Origin of the sequence: Caballeronia sp. LjRoot29 (assembly GCF_964252755.1) — a bacterium.
Classification (GTDB): domain Bacteria; phylum Pseudomonadota; class Gammaproteobacteria; order Burkholderiales; family Burkholderiaceae; genus Caballeronia.
Genome location: NZ_CAXUPU020000009.1, coordinates 96,592 through 122,834, shown reverse-complemented (window position 1 = coordinate 122,834; position 26,243 = coordinate 96,592). Strand labels below are relative to the sequence as shown.

The 26,243-nt window shown below is 60.6% G+C and carries 26 protein-coding genes and 1 pseudogene; 17 read left to right on the top strand and 10 right to left on the bottom strand.

Annotation, left to right across the window (positions count from 1 at the left end; genetic code table 11):
* Positions 1-17: 17 nt before the first annotated feature.
* The 4 genes from ACSQ83_RS13215 (at position 18) to ACSQ83_RS13200 (ending at position 3,622) form a co-directional block, all read left to right on the top strand.
* A complete protein-coding gene (locus tag ACSQ83_RS13215; protein ID WP_436228436.1) occupies positions 18-236 on the top strand; it encodes a DUF3820 family protein in 219 nt (72 codons plus the stop codon).
* A gap of 804 nt (positions 237-1,040) precedes the next feature.
* Positions 1,041-2,336, top strand: a complete 1,296-nt coding sequence (locus ACSQ83_RS13210) for a ribonucleotide-diphosphate reductase subunit beta (RefSeq protein WP_299717101.1) — start codon at positions 1,041-1,043, stop codon at positions 2,334-2,336.
* 227 nt (positions 2,337-2,563) lie between these two features.
* Positions 2,564-2,878 (top strand): hypothetical protein, encoded by a 315-nt coding sequence (locus ACSQ83_RS13205; RefSeq protein ID WP_436228435.1) that lies wholly within the window; start codon positions 2,564-2,566, stop codon positions 2,876-2,878.
* Positions 2,879-2,908: 30 nt separating this feature from the next.
* Entirely contained in the window at positions 2,909-3,622 is a 714-nt protein-coding gene (locus ACSQ83_RS13200; RefSeq protein WP_436228490.1) for a histone H1-like repetitive region-containing protein, read from the top strand.
* A gap of 297 nt (positions 3,623-3,919) precedes the next feature.
* On the opposite strand, the gene ACSQ83_RS13195 is transcribed toward ACSQ83_RS13200, so the two are convergent.
* From ACSQ83_RS13195 to ACSQ83_RS13150, 10 genes are all read right to left on the bottom strand, one after another.
* A complete protein-coding gene (locus ACSQ83_RS13195; RefSeq protein WP_436228434.1) occupies positions 3,920-4,396 on the bottom strand; it encodes a glycine zipper 2TM domain-containing protein in 477 nt (158 codons plus the stop codon).
* Positions 4,397-4,548: 152 nt separating this feature from the next.
* A complete protein-coding gene (locus tag ACSQ83_RS13190) occupies positions 4,549-5,484 on the bottom strand; it encodes a carbohydrate kinase family protein (protein WP_436228433.1) in 936 nt (311 codons plus the stop codon).
* A gap of 291 nt (positions 5,485-5,775) precedes the next feature.
* Positions 5,776-6,276, bottom strand: coding sequence for a thiol peroxidase (gene tpx, locus ACSQ83_RS13185; protein ID WP_436228432.1), 501 nt, complete (start codon positions 6,274-6,276; stop codon positions 5,776-5,778).
* 186 nt (positions 6,277-6,462) lie between these two features.
* On the bottom strand, positions 6,463-7,788 hold the full coding sequence (locus ACSQ83_RS13180) for a zinc-ribbon and DUF3426 domain-containing protein (RefSeq protein ID WP_436228431.1): 1,326 nt from the start codon (positions 7,786-7,788) through the stop codon (positions 6,463-6,465).
* A 45-nt stretch (positions 7,789-7,833) separates the two neighbouring features.
* Entirely contained in the window at positions 7,834-8,736 is a 903-nt protein-coding gene (prmA, locus tag ACSQ83_RS13175) for a 50S ribosomal protein L11 methyltransferase (protein WP_436228430.1), read from the bottom strand.
* 24 nt (positions 8,737-8,760) lie between these two features.
* Positions 8,761-10,143, bottom strand: coding sequence for an acetyl-CoA carboxylase biotin carboxylase subunit (gene accC, locus ACSQ83_RS13170; RefSeq protein ID WP_299713772.1), 1,383 nt, complete (start codon positions 10,141-10,143; stop codon positions 8,761-8,763).
* A 186-nt stretch (positions 10,144-10,329) separates the two neighbouring features.
* The gene (gene accB / locus ACSQ83_RS13165; RefSeq protein ID WP_436228429.1) at positions 10,330-10,812 is read right to left on the bottom strand and encodes an acetyl-CoA carboxylase biotin carboxyl carrier protein; all 483 of its coding nucleotides are present in this window, start codon (positions 10,810-10,812) and stop codon (positions 10,330-10,332) included.
* Positions 10,813-10,967: 155 nt separating this feature from the next.
* Entirely contained in the window at positions 10,968-11,456 is a 489-nt protein-coding gene (gene aroQ, locus ACSQ83_RS13160) for a type II 3-dehydroquinate dehydratase (protein WP_436228428.1), read from the bottom strand.
* A 203-nt stretch (positions 11,457-11,659) separates the two neighbouring features.
* Entirely contained in the window at positions 11,660-12,211 is a 552-nt protein-coding gene (locus tag ACSQ83_RS13155; protein WP_436228427.1) for a TlpA family protein disulfide reductase, read from the bottom strand.
* Complete coding sequence (locus ACSQ83_RS13150; RefSeq protein ID WP_436228426.1) at positions 12,208-12,858, bottom strand: UDP-N-acetylmuramate--alanine ligase; 651 nt, start codon at positions 12,856-12,858, stop codon at positions 12,208-12,210. The genes ACSQ83_RS13155 and ACSQ83_RS13150 overlap by 4 nt, the downstream gene beginning before the upstream one ends.
* A gap of 181 nt (positions 12,859-13,039) precedes the next feature.
* On the opposite strand from ACSQ83_RS13150, the gene mpl reads away from it, so the two are divergent.
* From mpl to araG, 13 genes and pseudogenes are all read left to right on the top strand, one after another.
* Positions 13,040-14,440 (top strand): UDP-N-acetylmuramate:L-alanyl-gamma-D-glutamyl-meso-diaminopimelate ligase, encoded by a 1,401-nt coding sequence (gene mpl / locus ACSQ83_RS13145; protein WP_436228425.1) that lies wholly within the window; start codon positions 13,040-13,042, stop codon positions 14,438-14,440.
* Entirely contained in the window at positions 14,437-15,024 is a 588-nt protein-coding gene (locus ACSQ83_RS13140) for a YqiA/YcfP family alpha/beta fold hydrolase (RefSeq protein ID WP_436228424.1), read from the top strand. Before mpl ends, ACSQ83_RS13140 begins: the two co-directional genes overlap by 4 nt.
* Positions 15,025-15,120: 96 nt before the next feature.
* Entirely contained in the window at positions 15,121-17,220 is a 2,100-nt protein-coding gene (locus ACSQ83_RS13135; protein WP_436228423.1) for a ribonuclease catalytic domain-containing protein, read from the top strand.
* Positions 17,217-18,077 carry a shikimate dehydrogenase gene (gene aroE / locus ACSQ83_RS13130; RefSeq protein WP_436228422.1) on the top strand — a complete coding sequence of 287 codons (861 nt, stop codon included), beginning with the start codon at positions 17,217-17,219 and terminating at the stop codon, positions 18,075-18,077. The genes ACSQ83_RS13135 and aroE overlap by 4 nt, the downstream gene beginning before the upstream one ends.
* Before the next feature lie 49 nt (positions 18,078-18,126).
* Entirely contained in the window at positions 18,127-18,849 is a 723-nt protein-coding gene (mtgA, locus tag ACSQ83_RS13125; RefSeq protein WP_436228421.1) for a monofunctional biosynthetic peptidoglycan transglycosylase, read from the top strand.
* A gap of 128 nt (positions 18,850-18,977) precedes the next feature.
* Positions 18,978-19,155 (top strand): annotated as a pseudogene (locus tag ACSQ83_RS13120) (type II toxin-antitoxin system HicA family toxin).
* A 60-nt stretch (positions 19,156-19,215) separates the two neighbouring features.
* A complete protein-coding gene (locus ACSQ83_RS13115) occupies positions 19,216-19,740 on the top strand; it encodes a type II toxin-antitoxin system HicB family antitoxin (RefSeq protein WP_436228420.1) in 525 nt (174 codons plus the stop codon).
* 324 nt (positions 19,741-20,064) lie between these two features.
* On the top strand, positions 20,065-21,018 hold the full coding sequence (locus ACSQ83_RS13110) for an IclR family transcriptional regulator (RefSeq protein WP_436228419.1): 954 nt from the start codon (positions 20,065-20,067) through the stop codon (positions 21,016-21,018).
* Complete coding sequence (locus ACSQ83_RS13105; protein WP_436228418.1) at positions 21,015-22,043, top strand: 2-dehydro-3-deoxygalactonokinase; 1,029 nt, start codon at positions 21,015-21,017, stop codon at positions 22,041-22,043. Before ACSQ83_RS13110 ends, ACSQ83_RS13105 begins: the two co-directional genes overlap by 4 nt.
* A 10-nt stretch (positions 22,044-22,053) precedes the next feature.
* Positions 22,054-22,731: a 2-dehydro-3-deoxy-6-phosphogalactonate aldolase gene (locus tag ACSQ83_RS13100; RefSeq protein ID WP_436228417.1), complete on the top strand. Its 678-nt coding sequence runs from the start codon at positions 22,054-22,056 to the stop codon at positions 22,729-22,731.
* The gene (locus tag ACSQ83_RS13095) at positions 22,728-23,498 is read left to right on the top strand and encodes an SDR family oxidoreductase (RefSeq protein ID WP_414967453.1); all 771 of its coding nucleotides are present in this window, start codon (positions 22,728-22,730) and stop codon (positions 23,496-23,498) included. The genes ACSQ83_RS13100 and ACSQ83_RS13095 overlap by 4 nt, the downstream gene beginning before the upstream one ends.
* Positions 23,499-23,606: 108 nt before the next feature.
* Positions 23,607-24,617, top strand: coding sequence for an arabinose ABC transporter substrate-binding protein (locus ACSQ83_RS13090; RefSeq protein WP_299709134.1), 1,011 nt, complete (start codon positions 23,607-23,609; stop codon positions 24,615-24,617).
* An 88-nt stretch (positions 24,618-24,705) separates the two neighbouring features.
* A complete protein-coding gene (araG, locus tag ACSQ83_RS13085; protein WP_436228416.1) occupies positions 24,706-26,223 on the top strand; it encodes an L-arabinose ABC transporter ATP-binding protein AraG in 1,518 nt (505 codons plus the stop codon).
* Positions 26,224-26,243 lie beyond the last annotated feature (20 nt).

The window sequence follows — 26,243 nt, the reverse complement described above, 5'->3', positions numbered from 1 at the left end:
ACCCGAGGAGAACGACGATGGACCCGGAAGATTTGCAGCGTCTCGTCACGCAGAAAATGCCTTATGGAAAGTACAAGGATCGCTTGCTTGCGGACCTGCCCGGTCACTATCTTGCATGGTTTGCGCGTGAGGGTTTTCCTGCAGGACAACTTGGCCGGCTGCTCGCGTTGATGCACGAAATCGATCACAACAACTTGCGCGAATTGCTGACGCCGCTGCGCAGTCAGCGAGGTTGAGAGGCCGCGTGCAAGCGACTGCGGGCGGATGATCTGCCTACGCTTCCAGTGGTTACAAAAGCGTATTTTCACGCTCGAAATCAGCTCTTGCATGACGTAGTCGTTTGCACTATAGGTAGTCGTCACGAGCGTAGAACACCCAATATTTTGTGGTTTTGCCTTTGCGATGACGGCATCGAGTGCTACACTTTCGACATGGAAACGAGACGCGCCGACCACTCTTTTCCGCTGCAAGACACGTGTAATCGCAAGCTCGGTGCAACGGATTTTTCAGCACCGCGACGCACTCGAAAAGTGGCTTGAAGCGAAGCGCCGAAGCTCACGATCGGAAGGCTGTTTCAACCGCTTCGAACGAGTCGCGAAGGTGAGTGAAACGCGAAAGACGCGAGAGAGACACGCCGGGTTTTTATCGAAGCAGTCATGCAGTGCAAGCTGTTCGATCTCACGCTTGCGTTTCCACTTTAGTTTCCACGCTTCACGACCACGCTAACTTCGCACGCAAGATCCAGCGCAAGACCTAACGTAAGACCCAACGCAACACAGCATGCAGCACGATTCACAGCAGAGCCGGACGATGCAGTGCTCCAAGCAAAAGCAACACTGAAAGAGCTTGAAGGAGCACTGAGCAAGCACTGCATCGAACACGTTCAAAGAGACTTCGCATGAAGCTTCAAGCAGTGAGCTCAACGCAAAGTGTTGTATGCAAGTAGCAGCGTCAACACTAAAACAGGATTTTTATGGGCAAGCTCTTTTATCGCTCATGGAAAGATGGTACAAACCGATCTAAATTGATGGTGAGAATTTATGCTCAACTGGGATGACGAGACCACTGCCGTAACTCCCTCGAATGGTTCGCAACACAACACGTTGCGTAACCCGGCGGGGCAGGTTGCGGGTTTCAGCCAAGCAGTCAGCCAAGCATCGCGCGCTGCAGCTCCAGTCACTTCGCATGCAGCCACGCAAGCCGCTGGTCATGGCGTTCTTCAAACGGCTCATCAAACATCAGCCGCACCGAATATTTTTGCGAGCGACTTCGTTGCTCCCGCAGCACCCAGCGCCAGCGACATCGCGGCGGCCAGTGCAAAGCGGGTGAATGTGGCGGACAAGCGCATCATCAACGGCAAGACCGACGTGAATCAGTTGGTGCCGTTCAAGTACAAGTGGGCGTGGGAAAAGTATCTGGCGGGTTGTGCTAACCACTGGATGCCGCAGGAAGTGAACATGTCGCGCGACATCGCGCTGTGGAAAGACCCGAACGGCCTTTCCGACGACGAACGCCGGATTGTGAAACGTAACCTCGGTTTCTTCGTCACGGCCGACTCGCTCGCTGCCAACAACATCGTGCTCGGGACGTATCGCCACATCACGGCGCCCGAGTGCCGGCAGTTCCTGCTGCGCCAGGCGTTCGAGGAAGCGATCCACACGCACGCGTATCAGTACATCGTCGAATCGCTGGGTCTGGACGAGAGCGAAATCTTCAACGCGTATCACGAGGTTGACTCGATTCGCGCGAAGGACGAGTTCCTGATTCCGTTCATCAACACGCTCACCGATCCCGCCTTCACGACCGGGACGCTTGAAGCGGACCAGAAATTGCTGAAGTCGTTGATCGTGTTTGCTTGCGTGATGGAAGGGCTCTTCTTCTACGTCGGCTTTACGCAGATCCTGGCGCTGGGTCGCCAGAACAAGATGACGGGCGCGGCGGAGCAGTATCAGTACATCCTGCGTGACGAGTCGATGCACTGCAACTTCGGCATCGACCTGATCAACCAGATCAAGCTGGAAGAGCCGCAACTATGGACGCCGGAGTTTCGCGCGGAGATCCGCGAGATCTTCAAGGAAGCCGTCGAACTGGAATACCGGTACGCAGAAGACACCATGCCGCGCGGCGTGCTTGGTCTGAATGCTTCCATGTTCAAGAGTTATTTGCGTTTCATCTGTAACCGTCGTTGCCAGCAGATCGGCCTCGACCCGCTGTTCCCGAACGAAGAAAATCCGTTCCCGTGGATGAGCGAGATGATCGACTTGAAGAAGGAGCGCAACTTCTTCGAGACGCGAGTGATTGAGTATCAAACGGGCGGCGCGCTGACCTGGGAATAAGACAGTCAGCGAATCAACGTCAGCCGGCGGCAATGGACGCATTGCCGCCCGCATCAGATGCACGAATCAAATGAAGACCGGGCGCCCGCAGCGGGCGCCGAGTAGACGGGACAAACGCGCGGGACAAATGCGCAGGATGAATGCGGGATGAATGGCAAACCGGCGCCATTGCGTGCGATCAAGATTGCGCGCGCGCCGGCCAACAGGTTTAGGAGAACGGTCGCCTGATGCAAAGTGCGCCTTGCGGCTTAACAGCCCAAAAAGATGACAGGCGTTTTGCGGACCCTTCAGTGGGACGGGCAAACTTCCCCCCGAAATATGCCGTCGGCAGCGCCGACGGCCCGATCAAGCGATTGCCGGCACCTTCTTCTGGTGCTGACTTAATTTGGCGCGCGGTGCCTTGTGGCACCGCGCGCCTTGCCGTATTCATTAGCGTAAGCAGGCTCCATCAGCGTACGCCGATGAATAATCCGCTTCGCAGCGTGCGTCCTGAGAAGCCCACGCGGGAAGCGGGTTTTGACGAAGGGTGTTGTTTGAACTGACTCTCATCTTGAAACCTGAAGGAGAAAATGATGGCATTAGCCAAGAAATCCGTCGCAAAGAAAGCTGCAGCGAAACCGGCTGTTAAGAAAACGGCTGCCAAGAAGGCAACGGTAGCGAAGAAGGCGCCGGCAGCCAAGAAAGTTGCAGTGAAGAAGGTCGCAGCCAAGAAAGTCGCAGTGAAGAAGGTCGCGGCGAAGAAGGTTGCAGCGAAGAAGGTTGCAACCAAGAAGGTAGCAGCCAAGAAGGCTCCGGCGAAGAAAGTTGCGGCCAAGAAAGTTGCAGTGAAGAAGGTTGCAGCCAAGAAGGCTCCGGCGAAGAAGGCAGCGGCCAAGAAGGCGCCTGCTAAGAAGGCTGCGGCTAAAAAGGCGCCTGCCAAGAAGGCTGCGGCTAAAAAGGCCCCTGCCAAAAAGGCTGCCGCTAAAAAGGCCGCTGCTAAAAAGGCGCCTGCTAAGAAGGCACCTGCCAAAAAGGCGGCCGCCAAGAAGGCTGCGCCCGCCAAGAAGGCTGCCCCTGCTGCGAAGAAGGCTGCCGTAGCTGCTGCACCGGCTGCGGCTCCTGCTGCAGCACCCGCTCCGGTCGCTAAAAAGGCTCCGGCCAAGAAGGCTGCCGCTGCGAAGAAGACGGCTGCTGTAGCACCGGCAACGACGGCAACGACACCTGCAGCGCCGGCCCCGGCTGCAACGGTCAAGACGGCGTTGAATCCGGCCGCTGCATGGCCGTTCCCGACGGGCAGCCGTCCGTAAGCGCAGGCTGTAACAGTACTGCGGCAGTGCCTCGACACACGCGATGTGTCTCGTGACCGCGTAGTGCTACGCGGTCCAAACCCGCTCCCGGCGATAGCCGGCAGCGGGTTTTTTATCGGCTGTCAGATGGGGAGAGGGTGTGAAGCAGCGGCGGGTCTCTCAGCAAACACGTATCAAAAGACACCTGAGGCACACCAGACACATCGATGAAAAAAAAGCGCATGCGCCCGAAGGCGCGTGCGCTTTTCTGCTTCCCCAGCATGATCGATGCAATCACGCCGGCACGTTGTTCATCCGTTAGTGTGTCACTCGCGTCACACCACCGCTCGACAACAACCGCACGCGCTCACCCGCCTGAAACACTTCGCCGGTCGCGGTTTGCGTAATGGCACGCATGTCGCCGTTATCGAGGCGCACGGTGATCTCCAGTCCGTTCTGGGTGGCGACGCCGTTTTCGACCGCATTGCCGGCCACTGCACCCGCGATCCCGCCGATGATGCCTGTCACGATCGAGCCACGCCCACCGCCGAGCGCGCTGCCTGCCACTGCGCCCAGTGCGCCGCCGCCGATAGCGCCAAGCCCGCTAGGCTGGCCGTTGTTCGTGCTGATCTTCACGCCGCGCACGCTGTCGACGGTACCCATGCGGACCGTCTCTTCGCGCTGGGCTTGCGACGCGGTGTAGACGTCGGGCGAACTGCTGTTATGGGCGCATCCCGTCATGGCGACGGTACTAATCAGCGCTGCTGCCAGCGCCATACGACTTGTCATCTTCATTCTTCACTCCACAAAATTACAGCAGGCTGTTGCCCGAAAAGGCCAACAGCCTGCTAGAGCACGTCATTGCCCCAAGCATCGCCCAAATCCGCTTCAATGACTCATTTCAATCGCGCTCATTTCGACCTCCTGCACGGCACGGACCAAAACCGTTAGAGTGCCGAACCAAAAGCCAGTTCGAAGCGCTCGCTGATCTCGGCGCGGGTGGGCGCATACGTCTGCGGTCCCTGATGTTCGATTTTCAGCGCGCCCATCAGGCTGGCGAGACGACCGGTTTTTGCCCAGCCCAGCTTGTTCTCGATGCCGTACAGCAAACCACCGCGGAACGCGTCGCCGCAACCTGTCGGGTCGACGACTTTGCGCGCCGTCACGGCTGGAATTTCTTCGATACCGTCAGCGTGCAAAATCTGCGCACCGTGTTCGCCGCGCGTAATCACGAGCGCTTGCACCCGGCTCAGCATTTCTTCGATCGACCAGCCGGTCTTGTTGCTCAGCAATTTCGCCTCGTAATCATTGACTGCCACGTAAGTGGCGAGTTCAATCATGCGACGAAGTTCCACACCTTCGAGAATCGGCAGGCCCTGGCCTGGATCGAAGACGAAGGGCACGCCCGCTGCCGCCAGTTCCTCGACGTGCTGACGCATGCCGTCAGCACCGTCCGGTGCAACGATGCCCAGCGTGATGCCCTTGGTTTCGCCAGCGTGGTTCAGGTGCGAATCCATCATCGCGCCGGGGTGGAACGCGGTGATCTGATTGTTGCCGAGATCGGTCGTGATGAAGCATTGCGCCGAGTGCTGGTCGGGCAGCACGCGCACATATTCCCTCGACAAACCCAGTGCGTCGAATCGATCGAGATAAAGCTGGGCGTCGGCTTCGCCGAGTGTCGCCATGATCTTTGCGTCGCCGCCGAGCAGCTTCAGCGCGTAGGCGATGTTGCCCGCGCAGCCGCCGAAATTTCGCCGCATCGTGGGGACGAGGAAGCTGATGTTCAACTGGTGCACCTGGTCCGGCAGGATGTGGTCGCCGAAGCGGCCCTGGAAAGTCATGATGTTGTCGTAGGCAAGCGAGCCGCAGATGAGCGTAGACACTGGCGAATTCCCTGAAATTAAATTGATCGAAGTACGAAGGTGAAGTGCGCGCAGGTTTGAGTTCCTGTGTACCGTGCATGCCTGCATGAAACGCTGCGCATTCGTCACGCAGCGGGTGTTCCACCCCGTCACGGATGCGCATTGCCGCTTACGGCCGTGGCAGGCGAAGCCGCCACGGCTGACTGAATAACCTGTCTTGCTTCGGGTGTTTATCCGGCGCGGCGAGGGGCGAACCCAGATCGGGATAGAGATGCGCTTCGACCCGCGACCGGCGACCCGCGTCTTCGATGCTTACTTCAACGCGGCCAGTGCTGCGTCGTAGTTCGGCTCGTTCTTGATTTCCGGCACAAGTTCCGAGTACAGCACCTTGTCGTTTTCATCGATCACGACGACTGCGCGCGCCGTCAGGCCTGTTAGCGGTCCGCTCGTGACATCGACGCCGTACGCTTTCGCGAAGTCATGGCCGCGGAACGTCGATGCCGTCACCACGTTTTCGATGCCTTCCGTCGTGCAGAAGCGCGTTGCCGCGAACGGCAGGTCGCCCGACACGACCACGACCACCGTGTTGTCGAGGCCGGCTGCGGCAACGTTGAACTTGCGCGTGGAGGTGGCGCACGTCGGCGTGTCGAGGCTCGGCACGATGTTCAGAACTTTGCGCTTGCCGGCGAAGCTTGCCAGTGTCAGGTTGCCCAGATCCTTGCCGACCAGGGTGAAATCGACCGCTTGTGCGCCGGCTGCCGGGAACGTGCCTGCCACGTCGATCGGGTTGCCGCCGAGGGTAACTTGGCTCATGTCTACTCCAGAAAGTGTCTGATGTTCAGGGAATATGCGCGTCGTTCGGCCGGGGACGGTCGAGCGACACGCGCGGGAAAAGCGACTGGCTAATTATAGAAACGCGCGGAAAAACGCGTCGGAAGCGCTCAAGCGGAAAGACGTGTAGCGGACCCGCGTCAGCAGACTCGCGTAAGTCAGCATCGTTCAGGGATAAAAAATCTGCACGCGATAATTCGCCGCGACCGCGTCGCCGGTATCGAGCCGAACGATGACTGGCTGCGTACTGCGGGCGGCGAGACCCGCGCCGATCACCGTGCCCGGACGCGCGTAATCTTGCGGCCACAGGACGCGCCTGATCGCGACGTTGTTCCTGTCGTCGAGGAGGGTGAGCTCCAGCGCCGGATAGGCGATCGCTACGTCGAAGCGATTGCGTAGCGAGAGTTTCAGTTCAAGCTTGTGCGACCCGTCTACCTGACGCAGACCGGAGTTTTCAATCTGCAAGCCGTCGATATCCCGCGGCGGCTCGACCACGCAGCCGATCTGCTCGCACGCTCGCGCGAAGAGCATTTGCGAGGCGGGCCAGTAGACCATCACGGTCTCCCGTTGCCACCACGCGACCTGCGCGATCAGCGTGACAAGCAGTGCCAGCGCGATCAGCGAGCCGATGATCTTCCGCGCGATGCCAGAACGGTCCGGCGCACGCGTTTCACGGATAACCGGGAACGGCTCGGAGGTGGGCGCAAAAGCAGGTTCAGACGACGCAGCCGCGTTGCCAAAGCGAGGCTCCACCGGGTCTGCTGCCCAAGGCGCAGTGGCTGCAATGCGGGTATCGACAGGTTCGACAGGACGGCGCGGCGGGGGCGTTTCCGGCTCTGCTTGCGGCGTGCTCCGGCCGACAAACGGTTCGGTGCGCGACTCAGCACGGGACTCGTTCAGCGCTTCGTTTTCAGTGCGGCCGATGAACGGATCGGTGCGCGATTCCTTCAACGAATCGCCATCGTTGCGAACCACGAAAGGATCGGTGCGCGGTTCGGCGCGAGCGGGGGAGTCTGCCGGTGCTTGAGCTTGCGCTGCGTCCGTCTCAGCGCGATTCACCGCTTGCCACGGGGATTCGATGCGGTCTTCCGCCGGAAGCTCACTCTCCGTCCGCGCGCGCGAAACTGCGTCGGCGGCCGCGCTTCCCGCGAGGGGTTCAGCGCGCTCAACGGGAGTGGGTTCTGCTTCGACCTGCGGGGCCAGGGCGGTTTTGGGGACGAACGGATGCAGGGGAATGCCGAGCGCGTCACGGTTGTCGCCGGAGACCTCAGCACTCGACTTTTCTGCCCACGGGCTTGCCGGATCTACTCCGTAGTTAGGCGCGGTTGCAGCCAGCGCGGCCATGACGGTTTCGTCGCGATCGAACTGATAATGCGCTGCATCGAAGATTTCCTGACAATGACCGCACCGCACGCGGCCGTCGTGCGGTGCGAGCAAATGTGGGTCCAGACGGAAAACTGTTTCGCAGTGGGGACAGCGGGTTGCCAGCGCCATATGTAGCCGAAGGCCAGAGGCCGGTAGATGGACGATGGCGCTATTCTAAAGGCTTTCGCGGCGGGTACCGGCAAGACACACCCAGCCTTCGTGTTCCTGCCATACGCTGATGTCGATCCAGCGTGCATAGACCGCGGCAACTTCATCGGCTTGACGGGCCAGAATGCCCGACAAAGCGATGCGACCGCCCGGTGTCACGCGGGCTGAAAGCATCGACGCCATCAGCTTGAGCGGGTTCGACAAGATGTTCGCAACCACAATGTCGAATTGCCCTTCGGGGAGATCGGCGGGCAGGCCGTAGGTGACATCCGCGTGATTGCGCTCGCTATTCTGGCGCGCGGATTCCACCGCTTGCGCATCGATATCAATCCCGATCACCGGGTTCGCGCCGCATTTCTTCGCCAGGATCGCGAGGATGCCGGAACCGCAACCGTAATCGAGCACGGACTGGTTTTGTTGAACCGATTGCTCGAGCCATTCCATGCACAGCCGCGTAGTCGGATGGCTGCCGGTACCGAACGCGAGACCTGGATCAAGTTCGAGCACGAGCGCGTCGGGATCGGGCGCTGCATGCCACGACGGCACGACCCAGATCCGCTTGCCGATAGGGATAGGATCGAACTGGGATTGCGTGAGGCGCACCCAGTCCTGATCTTCAACATCGCGCAACGTGAAGGCCGGCGTGTCTTTCAAGCTGATCTCATTGGCCGCGGCCGCAAGCAGCACGGCGGGGTCGACGTCATCGGCGAGAAGGGCGACGACCCGCGAGCGGTTCCACGCCTTTTGATCCGGCGTGAGGCCGGGTTCGCCGAACAACGGCTGCTCGTCGGGGGTATCGGCGTCGGCGTCTTCCACCGATACCGACAACGCGCCCAAATCCAGCAGCGCATCCGACAACGCTTCGGCATGTTCCCGGTCCAGCTCGGCGATCAATTCCCGGTAGCTCATCTTCTTGAAACCTTGCTTAATGCGTTATTGCGCCGCATCTTCCGCAGCGACGGCAGCCGCCGCCTTGCGCGCGGCGAGCTTGTTTTCGAGGTAATGAATGCTCGTGCCGCCCTCAACGAACTTCGCGTCGATCATCATCTCGCGATGCAGCGGGATGTTGGTCGAAATACCTTCCACGACCATTTCGGACAACGCAATACGCATGCGGTTGATTGCTTGCTCACGCGTCGCGCCGTACGAGATCAGCTTGCCGATCATCGAATCGTAATTCGGCGGCACGAAATAGCCGTTGTACGCATGCGAATCGACACGAATTCCCGGACCGCCCGGCGAGTGCCACGACGTGAGGCGTCCCGGCGACGGCGTGAACTTGAACGGATCTTCCGCGTTGATCCGGCATTCGATCGCGTGACCGCGAATCACGATGTCCTTCTGGCGGAACGCGAGCTTTTCGCCGGCAGCAATGCGAATCTGCTCCTGCACGATATCGACGCCGGTAATCAACTCCGTCACCGGATGCTCGACCTGCACGCGCGTGTTCATTTCGATGAAATAGAACTCGTTGTTCTCGTACAGGAATTCGAACGTACCCGCGCCCAGATAGCCCATCTTCTTGCAGGCATCGGCGCAGCGATCGCCAATCCGCTCGATCAGGCGGCGTGCAATACCCGGTGCCGGCGCTTCTTCAATCACCTTCTGGTGACGGCGCTGCATGGAGCAATCGCGTTCGCCCAGCCAGATTGCGTTACGAAATGAGTCCGCCAGAATCTGGATTTCGATGTGCCGCGGGTTCTCCAGGAATTTCTCCATGTAGACCTGCGGATTGCCGAACGCACGGCCAGCTTCCTCGCGGGTCATGTTCACCGCGTTCACCAGCGCCGCTTCGGTGTGCACCACGCGCATGCCGCGCCCGCCGCCACCGCCTGCTGCCTTGATGATCACCGGATAACCCACGGCGCGCGCAATCTTCACGATTTCCTTCGGATCTTCGGGCAACGCGCCCTCAGAACCCGGGACGCATGGCACGCCCGTCTTGATCATCGTTTGCTTGGCGGAGACTTTGTCACCCATCAAACGGATGGTTTCCGGACGCGGTCCGATGAACACGAAGCCGGATTGCTCGACGCGCTCCGCAAAATCCGCGTTTTCCGACAAGAAACCGTAGCCGGGATGGATCGCTTCGGCATCGGTGACTTCGGCCGCGCTGATCAGCGCCGGCATGTTGAGGTAGCTGAGGTTGGACGGAGCCGGTCCGATACACACGGCTTCATCGGCCAACTTCACATATTTGGCTTCTTTATCGGCTTCCGAATAGACGATGACCGTCTTGACGCCTAGTTCGCGGCACGCGCGCTGGATTCGGAGCGCGATTTCACCACGGTTCGCAATGAGGATTTTTTCAAACATAGCAAGGTTTCGACTCATCGATGGAACGCCCGGACGGTTGCCCGCGGCGGTCCTGGGAGATCGGCGGCGCGTCTCGCTCGTCAGTCTGAGTAATCAAACTATTCAAGCGAGCGCCCGAGTGCTGCGGCCACCGGATAGACGCATGACAGCTGAGTGCGCTTTTGGTCCGGCGGCATCGCGGGGAAATTAGTCGCCGATCAAAAACAGCGGCTGACCGTACTCGACGGCCTGGCCGTTCTCGACCAGGATTTCCTTCACAACGCCCGACTTGTCCGACTCGATTTCATTGAGCAGCTTCATTGCTTCGATAATGCAAAGCGTCTGTCCTTCCTTGACCGTATCGCCGACCTGCACGAACGCGTCGGCGCCCGGCGACGGCGCGCGATAGAACGATCCGACCATTGGCGACGTCACCACATGACCTTGCGGCACGACGGCGGCGGGCGTAGCCGGGGCGCCGGCGGCAACACCCGCGTTGCCTGCTTCGCCCGGCTGACCGTATTGCGGCGCTTGCTGCATCGGTTGCTGCATGTACTGCGGAGCCTGCATGTAGACGGGCGCGGCATTCTTGACGATGCGAACCTTGCCTTCGCCTTCGGTAACTTCCAGCTCCGAGATGCCGGATTCCGAGACTAGGTCGATAAGCGTTTTAAGTTTACGAAGGTCCATCGAAAATTCCCCTTTCAATGCTTGGTGACCGGAAGCTTTTTCCGGTGCTTGACTTGGTAGTTGGGTGCCGCTGACGGGAGCGTTGTCCGATGCTGCAGACGCGGCCTCCGCATCACGTTGTGCGAACAGTTCAATTGGCTTGAGCGGATCGCGGCTCAAGCGCGTGGCTTCTCAGCTGACTGTCCAGCTGATTTCACCGCAGCGTTCGTAGCAAGACGCTCGAGGGCGAAATCGAGCGCGTACAGATAGCCTTTCCAGCCCAGGCCGCAAATCACGGCTTCGGCCAGATCGGAGAAATAGGAGTGATGCCGGAAAGCTTCCCGCTTGTGCACGTTCGACAAATGAATCTCGATGAACGGCAGCGCCACGCCCGCAAGGGCATCGCGGATCGCGACGCTCGTGTGCGTATAGGCAGCGGGATTGACCAGCACGAAATCCACCTGTTCGGTCCGCGCTTGCTGAATGCGGTCCACGATCGCGCCTTCATGATTGCTTTGAAACGAAGACAATTCCGCGCCGGCCGCCTGTGCCTTTTCTGCGAGCGCCTTATCGATATCTGCCAGCGTTACCCGCCCGTAGACTTCCGGTTCGCGGGTGCCTAGCAGATTAAGATTTGGGCCGTGCAGGACCAGCAATCGAGACATAGTGGCTTTGGTTTGTGCGGAGTTGGGCGCACTTTAGCGCCCTTTAGAGAATTTTGTCTAGTTTTACGGCACGGCTAACGCCCGATTCAAGGGGCAACGCGGGTCTGATACCCGCATTTTGCCTGTATTTTCGTGCAAAGTTTCCGGAAATGACGGCATCTCCCCGCGATCGATATCGATTTGCGGAGGATCAAACGGCCGTCTTATAAGGCGTCGAGCGTCGCTTTCAGCTCTTTTGGATCGACCTCGCCGAGTTTTGTCGAACGAATCACACCGTTGGCATCGATCACCACGGTGAAGGGCAGCGCGCCCGCGTTATTGCCGAAACTGCGGGCAAGATCGGCGCCGCCGAAGCCGGCAATATAGATGGGGTAATCGACCGGTACCTTCTGAAGGAACGCGTTGACGTTTTTCTCGGAATCGACGCCAAGGCCGATAAACGTAATCCCTTTCTGTTCGTATTCACGATGCATCGCCGAGAGCGTCGGCATTTCCTTCACGCAGGGGCCGCACCACGACGCCCAGAAATTCACCACGACCGGCTTGCCCTTGAACGACGCCAGCGCCTGCTGCGTTCCGGCGGCAGTTTGTAACTGCGCTTTCCAGAGATCATCGACGGCATTGCCGCTTGCTTTCGTGCTGCCTTCGGATGCCTGGCTCGTTTCACCGCCCGTCATCAGGTGGCTGGCGTAAAAGCCGCCGCCGGTTGCCGCAATGGCGATAACGACGGCGGCAACAATGCGCATTGAATTCATAGGGAGCTGGTCGGTGTGGGTGCGGGCGGCTCGTCGAGCAATGCGCGTACGGCGGTGGCGCTTGCACGCGCAAGCTTGCCTCGGCCGTCCGCGCGAACGGCGCCGCGCAGGTCGTTGGTGTCGTAGAGCGCGATGTGAATGCCCATGGGCTCTTCGTCGCGCGAGGGGCGCATCAGGAAGCTCAGGGTTTCGACGTAACCGCGGCCGGCAAAATGCCGCGTCTCGGAGACGTCGTATTGAACGTTCGCGTTCAGCAGGTAAATGGCGACTTCCTTGGGGTTATCGCAGAAGCATTGCAGGTGGATGTCCGAGTGTTCGCCTGCTGTGCCATTCAGCACGGCGCCGGTCAGATACGGGTTGAACGGCTGCAGCCGTTGCATCCATTCGAGCGCGACTTCACGCATGCGGCGCAGGACGGCGGGCTGGCTTTCGCTCTGGAAGATTGCCTGATACTCGCGGATTTCGTCTTCGATCTGACCGTTATCCGGTAGCCATTCGCCGCCAATGCGTGTTTCGCCAACGACCTGGCGGGCGGCCTTGCGCTTCGCGGTGGAATAGTCGAGGCCATCTTCGGCGATAAGCCGCGCCGCCGCGATGGCGATTTCTTCGCGTACGCGCAGCGGATCGAAATGTGATTTGCGAATCATGGCGGAATGATACCGGAGATAGGTTTTCGATCACGTCAGGGGGCTGGGGCCGGGGCGGTGCCGGCCCGCCGTTGGCCAAAACCAAGCCCATCCGTCGGTTACAATGTACCGCTCCGGGCGCCGGAATACCTCACTCATTCCCCCCGTGCTAACGGCCCCTCCCGCCACGAACACACGCTTTATGCACATTCACATCCTCGGTATCTGCGGCACATTCATGGGTGGCCTCGCGGTCCTCGCCCGCGAAGCGGGTCACCGCGTCACGGGTTGCGACGCCGGCGTTTATCCGCCAATGAGCACCCAGCTCGAGGCGCAGGGCATCGAGTTGATCGAAGGTTATGGCGTGGAGCAAATTGCGCTTGAACCCGATTTATACGTAGTGGGCAACGTCGTTACGCGCGGCAATCCGCTGATGGAAATCATCCTCGATCGCGGCTTGCCTTACACGTCCGGTCCGCAATGGCTCGGCGAGCATGTGCTGAACGGCAAATGGGTGCTCGCGGTTGCCGGCACGCACGGCAAGACCACCACCAGTTCCATGCTGACGTGGTTGCTCGAAGATGCCGGCATGAACCCGGGTTTCCTGATCGGTGGCGTGCCGCTGAATTTCGGCATCTCGGCGCGGCTGACGGATTCAAGTTTCTTTGTCATCGAAGCCGATGAATACGACACCGCTTTCTTCGATAAACGCTCCAAGTTCGTTCATTACCGGCCGCGCACGGCGGTGCTGAACAACCTCGAATTCGATCACGCCGATATCTTCCCGGATCTGGGTGCTATCGAGACCCAGTTTCATCATCTGGTGCGTACCGTACCGGGCGTCGGGCGGATCGTGACGAACGGCCGCGAAGCCGCGCTTGAGCGCGTGTTGACGCGCGGTTGCTGGTCGGGCGTCGAGCGCTTCGGCGTGCAAGGCGGCTGGGAAGCGCTGCCCGCGAGCGATGGCGTTGCCGTCGACGAGCAGTTCGCCGTCTACTGGGAAGGCGAGCGCCAGGGCGTGGTCGACTGGCAAGTGCAAGGCGAGCACAATCGAATGAATGCGCTGGCGGCGATTGCGGCGGCGCGTTCAGTGGGCGTTCCGCCCGCGCAGGCGACGCAATCGCTGAGCACGTTCCGGAACGTGAAACGCCGGATGGAAGTGAAGGGCAGCGTGGACGGCGTGACCGTCTACGACGACTTCGCGCATCACCCCACCGCGATTGAAACGACAGTGGCGGGATTGCGGACGCGTATTGGCGCGAATAGCCGTATTCTGGCCGTCCTCGAACCGCGTTCGAACACCATGAAGCTCGGCACGATGAAAGCGCAATTGCCGGCCAGTCTCGCCGATGCCGACCTGGTTTTCGGCTACGGCGCGCACGAAGGCCGCGACAAACTCGGCTGGGATCTGCAAGCGGCACTCGCGCCTCTCGGCGATAAAGCCCAGGCGTTCAGCGACCTCGCGATGCTCGTCAAGTCGATCGTCGCAGCGGCGCGCCCGGGCGACCACGTGCTGGTGATGAGCAACGGCGGTTTCGGCGGCGTGCATCAGAAGCTGCTCGATGCACTGTCCGCGCGGCCGGACATCAAGGAGCGGGTGTGATTCTTTATCTGCACGGCTTTCGGTCATCGCCACAATCGTTCAAGGCTCGCGTGATGCGCGCGCGGCTGGAAGAGCTTGGACTGATCGACCAATGGCAATGTCCGATGTTGCCGGTGTCGCCGAAAGAAGCCATTGCGCTGGCTGAAACGCTCGCGGCGCAAGCGCATGACGATGAAATCACGGTAATCGGCAGTTCGCTCGGCGGGTTCTACGCAACATGGCTCGCCGAAAAACACGGCTGGCGCGCGGTGCTGCTGAATCCGGCGGTTGTGCCGCAAGAGGACCTGAGCGGTTATCTCGGCGAACAGCCGTTGTGGCATGGCGGCGGCAGTATCGTGGTCGAGCCGCGTCATATTGATGAATTGCGTGCGCTTACCGTTACATCGATCACCCGGCCGGACCGCTACTATCTGATTGCAGCCACCGGCGACGAAGTGCTCGACTACCGCACCATGCTCGCGCATTACCCGGACGTGCGGACCACGCTGATCCAGGGCAGCGATCACGCGATCAGCGACTTTCCCAGTTACCTGGACCAGGTGCTCGCGTTCTGCGAGGCTCGGCCGCCCGCTGTCGCGGCCTGAAGACCCTGAGCGTTTCCTTTTATGTTGGCTTGGCTTCGTACGGGACGCAAACCCGGCTGAACGCCGCGTCGACCAACAGTCTTTCGAGAGTATTGAGTGAACGTTTTTTTTGAGGAATCAGGTAGTTTCAAGGCCGGCGCCGTTCTGTCGAAGCAGAACGATGCGTTTCAGGTCGAGTTGCCGGGCGGGCGGCGCGCGAAAGTGCGCGCCAAAGACGTATTGATCGAATTCGAGAAACCGAACGCCGCCGACCTGATGCAACAGGCCGATGCCATTGCACAGGACATCGATCTCGATTTCCTATGGGAGTGCGCGCCGGACGAAGAATTTCCGTTCGCGGAATTGGGCGCGGATTATTTCGGCGATAAATTCGGCGCGACCGAACGCGCCGCGCTCGTGCTGCGAATGCATGGTTCGCCGGTGTATTTCCGCCGCAAGGGCCGCGGGCAATATCAGCGCGCGCCGCAGGAACAGTTGCAGATGGCGCTGGCCGGGCTGGAAAAGAAGCGGCAACTGGCGCTGGTGCAAGAGGGTTATGTCGACGAGCTGGTCGCCGGCAAGTTACCCGAGGCGCTCGCCGGCAAGGCGATTGGTTTGCTGACGAAGCCGGATAAGAACTCTATCGAATATAAGGCGCTTGAAGCGGCCGCTGCCGCTCGCGGAATTTCGCAAGCGCGGCTGATGCTGGAAGTGGGCGGCATTCCGTCGGCGCGTGCGTTGCACGAAGCGCGGTTCTTGTCGGAATTTTTCCCGCACGGGACGGGCTTCGCGCCGGTCACCGTGCCGCCGCTTCCCGACGATTTACCGGAAGCGGACGTGCAGGCGTTTTCGATCGATGACGTCACCACCACTGAAATTGATGATGCGTTCTCCGTCGAGCATCTCGCCGACGGCCGCGTGCGCGTGGGTATTCACATCGCGGCACCGGCGCTGGGGATTTCGCGCGGCGACATGATCGACGCAATCGCGCGCACGCGCTTGTCCACCGTGTACATGCCCGGCGACAAGATCACCATGCTGCCGGACAGCGTCGTGGAAGCGTTCACGCTGGCCGAAGGCGGAATGCGGCCGGCGTTGTCGCTCTACATCATCGTAAATCGGGAAACGCAGGAGATTGTCGCAACCGAAACGCGCGCCGAGCGGGTGTTCGTGAAGAGCAATCTTCGACACAACCATCTGGACGAGCACGTCACCGAGGAATCGCTCGCGGCGGGGAGCGGCGAATATCCGCACAAGGATGACATCGCGGTGCTGTGGCCGCTCGCGCAGGCGCTGTTCGAAAAACGCCAGGAAGCGCGCGCTGGGTACGGTCTGCGGCGCGAAGTGCAGCGCAACAACGACTTCAATTTCTACGTGGAAGGCGAGCACATCACGATCACGCCGCGTCGGCGCGGATCGCCACTCGATCTGATCGTCGCCGAGCTGGCGATTCTCGCGAATTCGTCGTGGGGCGCGTTTCTCAACGATCACAGCGTGCCGGGGATTTATCGGTCACAACGCGGATTTGGCGCACCGGGACCGAAGCGCACGCGCATGCAGACCACGCCTGCTCCGCACGAAGGGCTGGGGGTTGCGCAATATGCGTGGAGCACGTCGCCGTTGCGCCGATACGTCGATTTGGTCAATCAGTGGCAGTTGCTCGCGTGTGTTCGGCACGGCGTGACCGCTGCGCTGGTCGCGCCGTTCAAGCCGAAAGACGCCGATCTGTTCGCCGTTGTTCAGGGCTTCGACGACCAGTATTCCGCCTACGCCGATTATCAGCGGCGCATGGAGTATTTCTGGTGCCTGCGCTGGTTGAAGCAGGAGAACAAGAAGCACGTGGCGGCGTCGGTGGTAAAGGACGATCTCGTGCGCCTCGATGAAATCCCGTTGATGCTGCACGTGCCCGGGCTTGGCGTGCACGCACGTGGGACGAAGGTGATGCTCGACGTCATGAGTCTCGATGAACTCACGGTCGAAGCGTCGTGCCGTTTGCTGCATGTGATCGACGCGCCTGCTCAGACCTCAGCGCAAGACGCCGAAGCGCAGCAGGACGAGGCGGAAGAAGAGTTGATCGAAGCGGAAGATTTGAGCGCCGAGAGCGAAGCTGAGGCGCAGGCGGAAGCTTCTGAGACTGCAGATGCTGAGGCCGCGGCTGCCCCTACGGAAGAGCCCGCTGGCGAAAGCACGCCCGACACGACGGAGCCTACGCGATGACATCGGGCCGGGCGTCTCGGGACCCGTATGCCGTGATCGGCAATCCGGTTGCTCACAGCAAATCGCCGTGGATCCATGCGCGTTTCGCTGAGCAGACTGGCGAGGCGATCGAATACGGGCGCGTGTTGGGAACCATCGGCGCATTTGCCGACGATGTCCGCGCGTTCATCGAATCCGGCGGTCGCGGCATGAACGTGACGGTGCCATTCAAGCTCGACGCGCACGCTTTCGCCAACACGCTCACGCCGCGCGCCGCTGCCGCGGGCGCGGTGAATACGCTGGCGTTCAATGCTGATGGCGTGCTCGGTGACAACACCGACGGCGTGGGCCTTGTGCGTGATATCGAAGGGAACCTGGGCGTGGGATTGAAGGGCGCGCGCGTGTTGCTGCTGGGCGCGGGCGGTGCGGCGCGCGGCGTCGTGCTGCCCATGCTGGATGGCGGCGTCGCGGCACTGACTATTGTGAACAGGACGGCATCGAAGGCGCTGCAACTCGTCGATCATTTCTCCGATGCCGCCCGCGCCGCGCATGTGCGTTTCTCCGGCGGCGCGGCGCATAGCGTGGAAGCGGGTCCCTACGATGTCATCGTGAACGCGACGGCCGGCAGTCTCGACGACTCGCTGCCCGATTGCGATGACGGTTCGTTCGGCCCGGGCACGCTCGCCTACGACATGATGTACAGCGCTGAGCAGACCGTGTTCATGCGCCATGCAGAAAGCCTCGGCGCGCGTTCGGCGGACGGCCTTGGGATGCTCGTCGAACAGGCGGCTGAATCGTTTTTCTTGTGGCGCGGGGTGCGCCCGGACAGCGGCGCGGTGCTGCGTGCGTTGAGGCTGGAGTTATCGACGAAGGTTTAGTTGAGTGCGTGAATCAGCACGCCGTTCCGTCACAACCAAAAGAAGCACGATGACAAGAACAAAATCGCCCGTTCGTCTCGGGCCGGCTCGGTGGATTGTCTACGGCATTTCGGTCATGGCGATTGCCGCCATTGCCACGCAGCTCTACTTCTTCGCGATGGTCGGGATTTATACGTTCGTCAATCCTTCATCGACGGCGTTCATGCGTTCCGACGCGTGGCGGCTTGCGCAGGATCGTCCGGATCTTTCTATTCAACGCACGTGGATTCCCTACGACCAGATTTCGCGCAACCTGAAGCGCGCGATCATTGCGTCCGAGGACGCGAACTTCGTCAACAACAACGGTTACGAAACCGATGCCATCCTGCAAGCCTGGGAGAAGAACAAGGCGCGCGGCAAGATAGTCGCGGGCGGCTCGACCATCTCGCAGCAACTGGCGCGCAACCTGTTTTTATCGCGGGAAAAGAGTTACGTGAGGAAGGCGCAGGAACTTGTCATTACATCGATGCTCGAGCTCTGGATGGACAAGGAACGCATCTTCGAGATCTACCTGAATTCGGTGGAGTGGGGCAATGGCGTTTATGGCGCTGAAGCCGCGGCGCATTACTACTACAAGACGTCGGCGTCGAAGCTGACCGCGTGGCAATCGGCACGGCTCGCGGTGATGTTGCCGCGGCCGAAATACTTCGATGAACACAGAGGGTCCGCGTATTTGTCGCAGCGCGCGGGGGTGATTGCGCGGCGGATGGGGGCGGCGGAGTTGCCGCAGTGAGGGGCATGCGTGCTCGACGTACCGGAAGGGTCTGCTGGATCATTTCCGGTTTTCACTCAATTTGGCGTTGAAACAAGTATCGTACGGATCGTGTGTATAAATACACACGATCCCCGAAACGCCTATGAATTCGAAAAGACGTGATCCCGAAGCTGGAAGCGGACGGATGGAGTTTGATTAGAACAAAAGGCAGCCATCATCATTTCAAACACCCGGGCAAGCCAGGGTTGGTGACCGTCCCGCATCCTAAACCCGGACCTGCCACTAGGAACGTTGAGAAGCATTTTGAAATCGGCCGGCTTGTAACGTCGTCGGTTTGCTTCAGCATCGCAGCACCCTATCGAGGTGAAATGTATGAGATTTCCAGTGGCGATCCACAAGGACGAGGGCAACGTGTACGGCGTGATTGTGCCGGACATTGCCGGCTGTCACCCGTGGGGAGACACGATCGAGCAGGCGATCCACAACACGCGTGAGGCAATCGAAAGCCATATCTCCACGTTGGTCGAATGCGGTGAGGAGGTTGACCTATCTGTTACGCCGGTCGAAGTACTTGTGCATCAACCGGAATATGCGGGCGCGGTCTGGGCGCTCGTCGACGTCGATCCGGCCAAGTTCGATACCCAGCCCGAACGAGTAAATATCAGCTTGCCGCGTTTATCCTTAGAAAGATTGGCGCATATGCTGGCAAGCATCACGAAACACGCAGCGGATTTTTCGCGCGTGTCGCGCTTGATACCATTCGGGAAGAAGAAAAAACACCCGCATAAGTCGACGCAGCGCACGTTCGCAGACTCTTACCCCAAAACCCCGCCCAGACGGTCCGCCCAGACGGGGTTTTTCGTTTTCGATGCCCTCACGAAAACTCCATTCCGTTCTCCCAATATGTGAACACATCAATCACATATTGAATAATCCGGACGCCCCGCTCTAAAATCCGATCACAGCCAAAACGGCAGTTTCACCGCCCCCGGGGTTTTCCCGTAGGCCGTGTGGAACGACAAAAGCACTCGGAGACAAGTCATGCCAACGTCAGCGACATCAGCGCAACCAGCGCAACCAGCGCGCTCGCATCCGCATTCGCGTGTCTCGCACTCCTTATCGATGATTCCCCGCGCCGTTTCCTGCGCGACGCTTCTCCGCGCGCTATCGGCCCGGTAAGCGCGCGTCGTGAACGAACGCTCAATCATCCTCAAGCCGCGAACATCGAGTGCCATGACCAAGACCCTGAACCCCGCCATCGAGCATGAATTGTCGATGGACCGCACAGCCGGCAAGCTGGCGTCGCCCGAGACAAAACCAGCCGACGCCGCTAACGAAGCGAACGAGCCGAACGACGCCCAGGCTTCGGCCGCCGCATTGCTCGACCTCACGCCCCAGCAAGCCGGCACGCAAACGCTGCTGCGCGGCCTCGCGATCCTGGAAGCCGCAGCCGGCGGCGCGCGCGATCTGCGCAGTATCGGCGCGGCGCTTGGCACCACCCGCAGCACGACGCATCGGCTAGTGAGCTCGCTGGTGCAAGCGCGCTATCTGCGCCAGGTCGGCGGCGGTTATCTGCTCGGGCCGAAGCTGATCGAACTCGGCACCATCGCGCTCGAACAAATGCCGCTCACCGCGGTCGCGCGTCCGCATCTGCAAGTGCTCGCCGAACACACGCACGACACCATTCACCTCGGTGTGCGCGACGGCGACGACGTGCTCTACATCGACAAGATTCCCGGCACGCGCGGCCTTGAAATGCGCTCGCGCGTGGGGCACCGGATGCCGCTGGCATCGACGGGAATCGGTAAAGCGATGATGCTCGACCTGCCGCCCGAGACTTGGAAGAAGCTGGTGGAGGCGTCGCATCGCGTGCTCGCGAAGGTGAGTTTCAAGCCCGATCACCAGCCTGACATCGATACCTTCATCCAGCGCATGACCCGTTATTCGCAAGGCGGTTTCACCTTCGATCTCGAGGAAAACGAAGCATCGATCCGCTGCGTCGCGGCGCCGGTGCGTGATGCATCGGGTGCGATCGTGGCGGCGCTGTCAGTGGCCAGCACGATTCCCTACATGCCGTCCGAGCGCATGGAAGAACTGATTCCGGTCGTGCAGCGCGAAGCGCGCGCGATCTCGCAAGAACTCGGCTGGCGTGTTCCGCAGCCCGCAACACGCAGGATCAAACGATGACGCGGATCGACACATCGGCCGAGACGCAATCAGCCCGCGCTGACGAAGCACCGGCGCTCATCGCGCTCGACTGGGGCACCACGTCGCTCAGGGCTTATCTGCTCGACGCAAGCGGCGCGGTGTTGGATACGCGGGCATCGTCGGCGGGCATCATGAATCTGCCGAAGCCCGCAGCAGAAGGCGGCTTCGACGCGGTCTTCGAAGAAACCTGCGGCGCATGGCTCGCCGGCAGTGCAGCGCTTCCGGTGATCGCGGCGGGCATGGTTGGCAGCGCGCAAGGCTGGATGGAAGCGCCGTACGTGTCCACGCCCGCCGATCCCGCCGCGCTGGTCGCGGGCATCGTGCGCGTGAGAACGCTCAAGGGTGTCACGGTTCACATCGTGCCGGGCGTGCTGGAAGACGGCACGTTGCCCAACGTGATGCGCGGCGAAGAAACGCAGATTTTCGGTGCGCTCGCAAGCGACGCCACGCTGGATCAGGGACCGCACGGCGGTCTCATCGGCTTGCCGGGAACGCATGCGAAGTGGGCGGTGGTATCGAAGGGACGCATTGAGCGGTTCTACACGTTCATGACCGGCGAGACGTTCGGCGCCCTGCGCGATCACACCATCCTCGGCCGCACGATGCGCGCGACCGTGCAGCCAGATCTGGACGCGTTCATTCGCGGTGTCGATACCGCCAAGGACTCAGGCCACGCAGGAATGCTCGCGACGATTTTCAGCACTCGCACGTTAGGACTGACCGGGCAATTGCAGCCGGAGCAACAAGCGGATTACCTCTCGGGCCTGTTGATCGGCCACGAATTACGCGGCCTCAACGAAGTGCTGGCGCGCGAGCAAACGGATCTCGCTGGCAAGGCGTTAAGGCTGATTGGTAACGACGCGCTGTGCGAACGTTATCGCCATGCGCTCGCGCGCTTCGGTTGCCACGATGCGCGGACCGTCGCGCACGCAACCGAGCGCGGGTTGCATCGGATCGCGTTGCAAGCCGGGCTGATCCAGTCGACGGCGAGCGCATCTAATTAGGAGCAGGACCATGCAAATCGATATCAACCTCCCCGCGCCTTACACGCCGCACGCCGGCCTCGCTGCCGCGTTCGGTCTGTGTCCGCTGATCGCGATCCTGCGTGGCGTGACGCCGGCGGACGCGGCGGATCACGGCCTCGCATTGTACGAAGCGGGCTTCCGGATCATGGAAGTGCCGTTGAATTCGCCGCAGCCGTTCGACAGCATCACGGCGATCCGCAAGGCACTTCCCGCCGACGCGATCGTCGGTGCGGGTACGGTCCTGCATCCGGATTACGTCGCGCAAGTGAAGAATGCCGGCGGCGAGTTGATCGTGATGCCGCATAGCGACGGCGATGTCGTGCGCGCCGCGAAGGCGCAAGGTCTTGCGTGTTCGCCGGGTGTCGCAACGCCGAACGAAGCATTCCTCGCGCTGAAAAACGGTGCGGATGTATTGAAGATGTTCCCCGCCGAGCAGCTTGGCGCGCATGTGGTGAAGGCATGGCGCGCGGTGATCTCGGCGCAAGTGCCGCTCTTGCCGGTCGGTGGAATCTCGCCGGACAACATGGGTCCTTTCCTGACGGCGGGCGCAAATGGTTTCGGTCTGGGTTCAGCGCTGTACAAACCCGGTCAGAGCGCAGCGACCACGGCCTCGCACGCGAAGGCGTTCATCAATGGATTAGCGGTTGCGCGAGGCCAGAAGAAATGAACCGGCTCGCAGGCAAGGTCGCGGTCATTACCGGCGCCGGGCGCGGCATCGGCGCGGCGATTGCCGGCGCGTTCATTCGCGAAGGCGCGTCGGTGGTGCTGGCGGAACTCGATATTGCGTTAGCGCGGGAAACGGCGGCGCGGATCGGAACAGCGGCCAACGTGCTCGCGGTGCAAACGGATGTGACGCAGAGCGCTTCGGTGCAGAACGCGGTCGGTGAAGCCGAAGTGAAGTTCGGTCCGGTCGACGTGCTGGTGAACAATGCGGGCATCAACGTGTTCTGCGATCCGCTGACCATGACCGACGATGACTGGCGCCGTTGCTTTGCCGTCGATCTCGACGGCGTCTGGAACGGCTGCCGCGCGGTGTTGCCGGGCATGGTCGAACGCGGGCGCGGCAGCATCGTGAATATTGCTTCTACGCACGCGTTCAAGATCATCCCGGGTTGTTTTCCGTACCCGGTGGCTAAGCATGGCGTGATTGGATTGACGCGGGCGTTGGGTATCGAATACGCGGGGCGGCAGGTTCGCGTGAATGCGATCGCGCCGGGTTACATCGAGACGCAACTCACGCACGACTGGTGGAACGAACAGGCTGATCCAGCGAAGGCAAAACAGGCGACGCTCGATCTTCAACCGATGAAGCGCATCGGCCAGCCGGAGGAAGTGGCGATGACCGCCGTGTTCCTCGCGTCCGACGAAGCGCCGTTTATCAACGCAAGTTGCATCACGGTGGATGGCGGGCGCTCGGCGCTGTATCACGATTAGACCGATTCAGCAGTAAAGGATGACGCACTGGCCGCGGTGCGACGTCACTACAACAAGACGCGGCCAATACCTTCGTACCAACTAGACAGTCAAGTCAGGAGACAGACCATGAAACGCAGAATGTTCCTCACGCTCGTTGCCACGGCCACCGCAGCAAGCGCGACCTTGTTCACGGCGCCGGTGGCGCAAGCCGCCGATGACGTCAAGATTGGCTTCCTCGTGAAGCAGCCGGAAGAACCTTGGTTCCAGGACGAATGGAAATTCGCCGAAATGGCGGCCAAGGCGAAGGGCTTCACCCTGGTGAAGATCGGCGCGCCGTCGGGCGAAAAGGTGATGAGCGCGATCGATAACCTCGCCGCGCAAAAGGCCCAGGGTTTCGTGATCTGCACGCCTGACGTCAAGCTCGGACCGGGCATTGTTGCCAAAGCGAAAGCTGCCGGGCTCAAGATGATGACGGTGGATGACCGCCTGGTCGATGGTTCGGGCAAGCCGATTGAATCGGTTCCGTACATGGGCATTTCGGCATTCAACATCGGCAAGCAGGTTGGCGATGGCATTGCTGCCGAGATCAAGAAGCGCGGCTGGAACATGGCCGAAGTTGGCGCTATCGACGTGACGTATGAACAGCTTCCGACGGCGCATGACCGCACCGCAGGTGCTGTGGAGGCGCTGGTTGCAGCGGGCTTTCCGAAGGCCAATATCGTGATGGCGCCGCAAGCCAAGACCGATACGGAAAACGCCTTCAACGCAGCCAACATCGCGTTGACGAAAAACACCCAGTTCAAGCATTGGGTGGCGTTCGGCCTGAACGACGAAGCCGTGCTCGGCGCCGTGCGTGCTGCAGAAGGCCGTGGTTTCAAGGCGGACAACATGATTGGCGTGGGTATCGGCGGCTCGGATTCGGCGTTGAACGAATTCAAGAAACCGAACCCGACCGGCTTCTACGGCACGGTGATCATCAGCCCGAAGCGTCATGGCGAGGAAACGTCGGAACTCATGTACACGTGGATCAAGGACGGCAAGGAACCGCCGCTCGTGACGCTGACGACCGGCATGCTGGCAACGCGTGACAACGTAGGCGAAGTGCGCGAGAAGATGGGCCTGGCATCGGCCAAGTAAGGTCTTTTCGTATCAGGTATGGGTAGAGCAACACGGATCGCAGCGTCTTTCGAGGCGTTGCGATCCGCACGAATTCCAAGGAGGCGATGTGTCAGCGACGCTGCGTTTTGACAATATCGGTAAGGTTTTTCCAGGCGTGCGCGCGCTCGACGGCGTGTCGTTTGACGTCAACGCCGGCGAAGTGCATGGCTTGATGGGCGAGAACGGCGCGGGCAAATCGACTTTGCTGAAAGTGCTGGGCGGTGAATATCAGCCGGATTCCGGGCGTGTCCTGATCGATGGCAACGAGGTGAAATTCGGTAGCGCGGCTGCATCGATTGCGGCGGGTATCGCGGTGATTCACCAGGAATTGCAGTACGTGCCCGATCTCACGGTGGCCGAGAACCTGCTGCTCGGTTCTTTGCCGAACACGTTCGGCTGGGTGCACAAGCGCGAAGGGAAAAGGCATGTGCGCGAGCGCTTGCTGCAAATGGGTGTCGATCTCGACCCGAACGCGAAGCTCAAGAAGCTTTCCATCGCGCAACGGCAGATGGTGGAAATCTGCAAGGCGTTGCTGCGCAATGCCCGCGTGATTGCGCTCGACGAACCCACGTCGTCGCTGTCGCATCGCGAGACGGAAGTGCTGTTCAAGCTCGTGCGTGATCTGAAAGCGGACAACCGCGCGCTGATCTACATCTCGCACCGCATGGACGAGATTTACGAGCTGTGCAATACATGCACGATTTTCCGCGATGGCCGCAAGATCGCGTCGCACCCGAATCTCGCCGAGGTTCCGCGCGATACGCTCGTGCAGGAAATGGTCGGGCGTGAAATTTCGGATATCTACGATTACAAGCCGCGTGCGCTCGGCGACGTGCGTTTCGCCGTGACGAATATCGAAGGTCACTCGCTGCGTGAACCGACCAGTTTTGAAGTGCGCCGCGGCGAGATTGTCGGCTTCTTCGGACTGGTGGGCGCGGGGCGCAGCGAGCTGATGCACCTGGTCTACGGCGCGGATCACAAGAAGGCCGGCACGATCACACTCGATGGCAAGCCGATCAAGGTTCGCAGCGCGGGCGAAGCGATCAGGCACGGCATCGTGTTGTGTCCTGAAGACCGGAAAGAAGAAGGCATCGTGGCCATGGCGTCGGTGTCCGAGAACATCAACATCTCGTGTCGCCGGCACTATTTGCGCGCCGGGCTCTTCCTGGATCGCAAGAAAGAAGCCGCAACGGCCGAGCGTTTCATCCAGTTGCTGAAGATCAAGACGCCGAGCCGCAAGCAGAAGATTCGTTTTCTCTCCGGCGGCAATCAGCAAAAAACCATTCTGTCGCGCTGGCTCGCCGAGCCGGAACTGAAAGTCGTGATCCTCGATGAACCCACGCGCGGTATTGACGTGGGCGCGAAGCACGAGATCTATAACGTGATCTATCAACTGGCAGAACGCGGCTGCGCGATCGTGATGATTTCGTCTGAGTTGCCGGAAGTGCTCGGCGTATCGGACAGGATCGTGGTGATGCGGCAAGGGCGGATCGCGGGCGAATTGCCGCGTGGCACCGCGAACGAACAATCAGTGCTGAATCTTGCGCTGCCTGTGCAATCGGAACCGACTGCGAAGGCAGCCTGAAGCAAAAAGTGGAGATGGAG

Excerpts from the sequence above, each read along its gene's own strand:
- ACSQ83_RS13215 (WP_436228436.1), top strand. The coding sequence starts at position 18 with ATGGACCCGGAAGATTTGCAGCGTCTCGTCACGCAGAAAATGCCTTAT.
- ACSQ83_RS13210 (WP_299717101.1), top strand. The coding sequence starts at position 1,041 with ATGCTCAACTGGGATGACGAGACCACTGCCGTAACTCCCTCGAATGGT.
- ACSQ83_RS13205 (WP_436228435.1), top strand. The coding sequence starts at position 2,564 with ATGCAAAGTGCGCCTTGCGGCTTAACAGCCCAAAAAGATGACAGGCGT.
- ACSQ83_RS13200 (WP_436228490.1), top strand. The coding sequence starts at position 2,909 with ATGGCATTAGCCAAGAAATCCGTCGCAAAGAAAGCTGCAGCGAAACCG.
- ACSQ83_RS13195 (WP_436228434.1), bottom strand. The coding sequence starts at position 4,396 with ATGAAGATGACAAGTCGTATGGCGCTGGCAGCAGCGCTGATTAGTACC.
- tpx (WP_436228432.1), bottom strand. The coding sequence starts at position 6,276 with ATGAGCCAAGTTACCCTCGGCGGCAACCCGATCGACGTGGCAGGCACG.
- ACSQ83_RS13180 (WP_436228431.1), bottom strand. The coding sequence starts at position 7,788 with ATGGCGCTGGCAACCCGCTGTCCCCACTGCGAAACAGTTTTCCGTCTG.
- prmA (WP_436228430.1), bottom strand. The coding sequence starts at position 8,736 with ATGAGCTACCGGGAATTGATCGCCGAGCTGGACCGGGAACATGCCGAA.
- accC (WP_299713772.1), bottom strand. The coding sequence starts at position 10,143 with ATGTTTGAAAAAATCCTCATTGCGAACCGTGGTGAAATCGCGCTCCGA.
- accB (WP_436228429.1), bottom strand. The coding sequence starts at position 10,812 with ATGGACCTTCGTAAACTTAAAACGCTTATCGACCTAGTCTCGGAATCC.
- aroQ (WP_436228428.1), bottom strand. The coding sequence starts at position 11,456 with ATGTCTCGATTGCTGGTCCTGCACGGCCCAAATCTTAATCTGCTAGGC.
- ACSQ83_RS13155 (WP_436228427.1), bottom strand. The coding sequence starts at position 12,211 with ATGAATTCAATGCGCATTGTTGCCGCCGTCGTTATCGCCATTGCGGCA.
- ACSQ83_RS13150 (WP_436228426.1), bottom strand. The coding sequence starts at position 12,858 with ATGATTCGCAAATCACATTTCGATCCGCTGCGCGTACGCGAAGAAATC.
- mpl (WP_436228425.1), top strand. The coding sequence starts at position 13,040 with ATGCACATTCACATCCTCGGTATCTGCGGCACATTCATGGGTGGCCTC.
- aroE (WP_436228422.1), top strand. The coding sequence starts at position 17,217 with ATGACATCGGGCCGGGCGTCTCGGGACCCGTATGCCGTGATCGGCAAT.
- mtgA (WP_436228421.1), top strand. The coding sequence starts at position 18,127 with ATGACAAGAACAAAATCGCCCGTTCGTCTCGGGCCGGCTCGGTGGATT.
- ACSQ83_RS13110 (WP_436228419.1), top strand. The coding sequence starts at position 20,065 with ATGACCAAGACCCTGAACCCCGCCATCGAGCATGAATTGTCGATGGAC.
- ACSQ83_RS13105 (WP_436228418.1), top strand. The coding sequence starts at position 21,015 with ATGACGCGGATCGACACATCGGCCGAGACGCAATCAGCCCGCGCTGAC.
- ACSQ83_RS13100 (WP_436228417.1), top strand. The coding sequence starts at position 22,054 with ATGCAAATCGATATCAACCTCCCCGCGCCTTACACGCCGCACGCCGGC.
- ACSQ83_RS13095 (WP_414967453.1), top strand. The coding sequence starts at position 22,728 with ATGAACCGGCTCGCAGGCAAGGTCGCGGTCATTACCGGCGCCGGGCGC.
- ACSQ83_RS13090 (WP_299709134.1), top strand. The coding sequence starts at position 23,607 with ATGAAACGCAGAATGTTCCTCACGCTCGTTGCCACGGCCACCGCAGCA.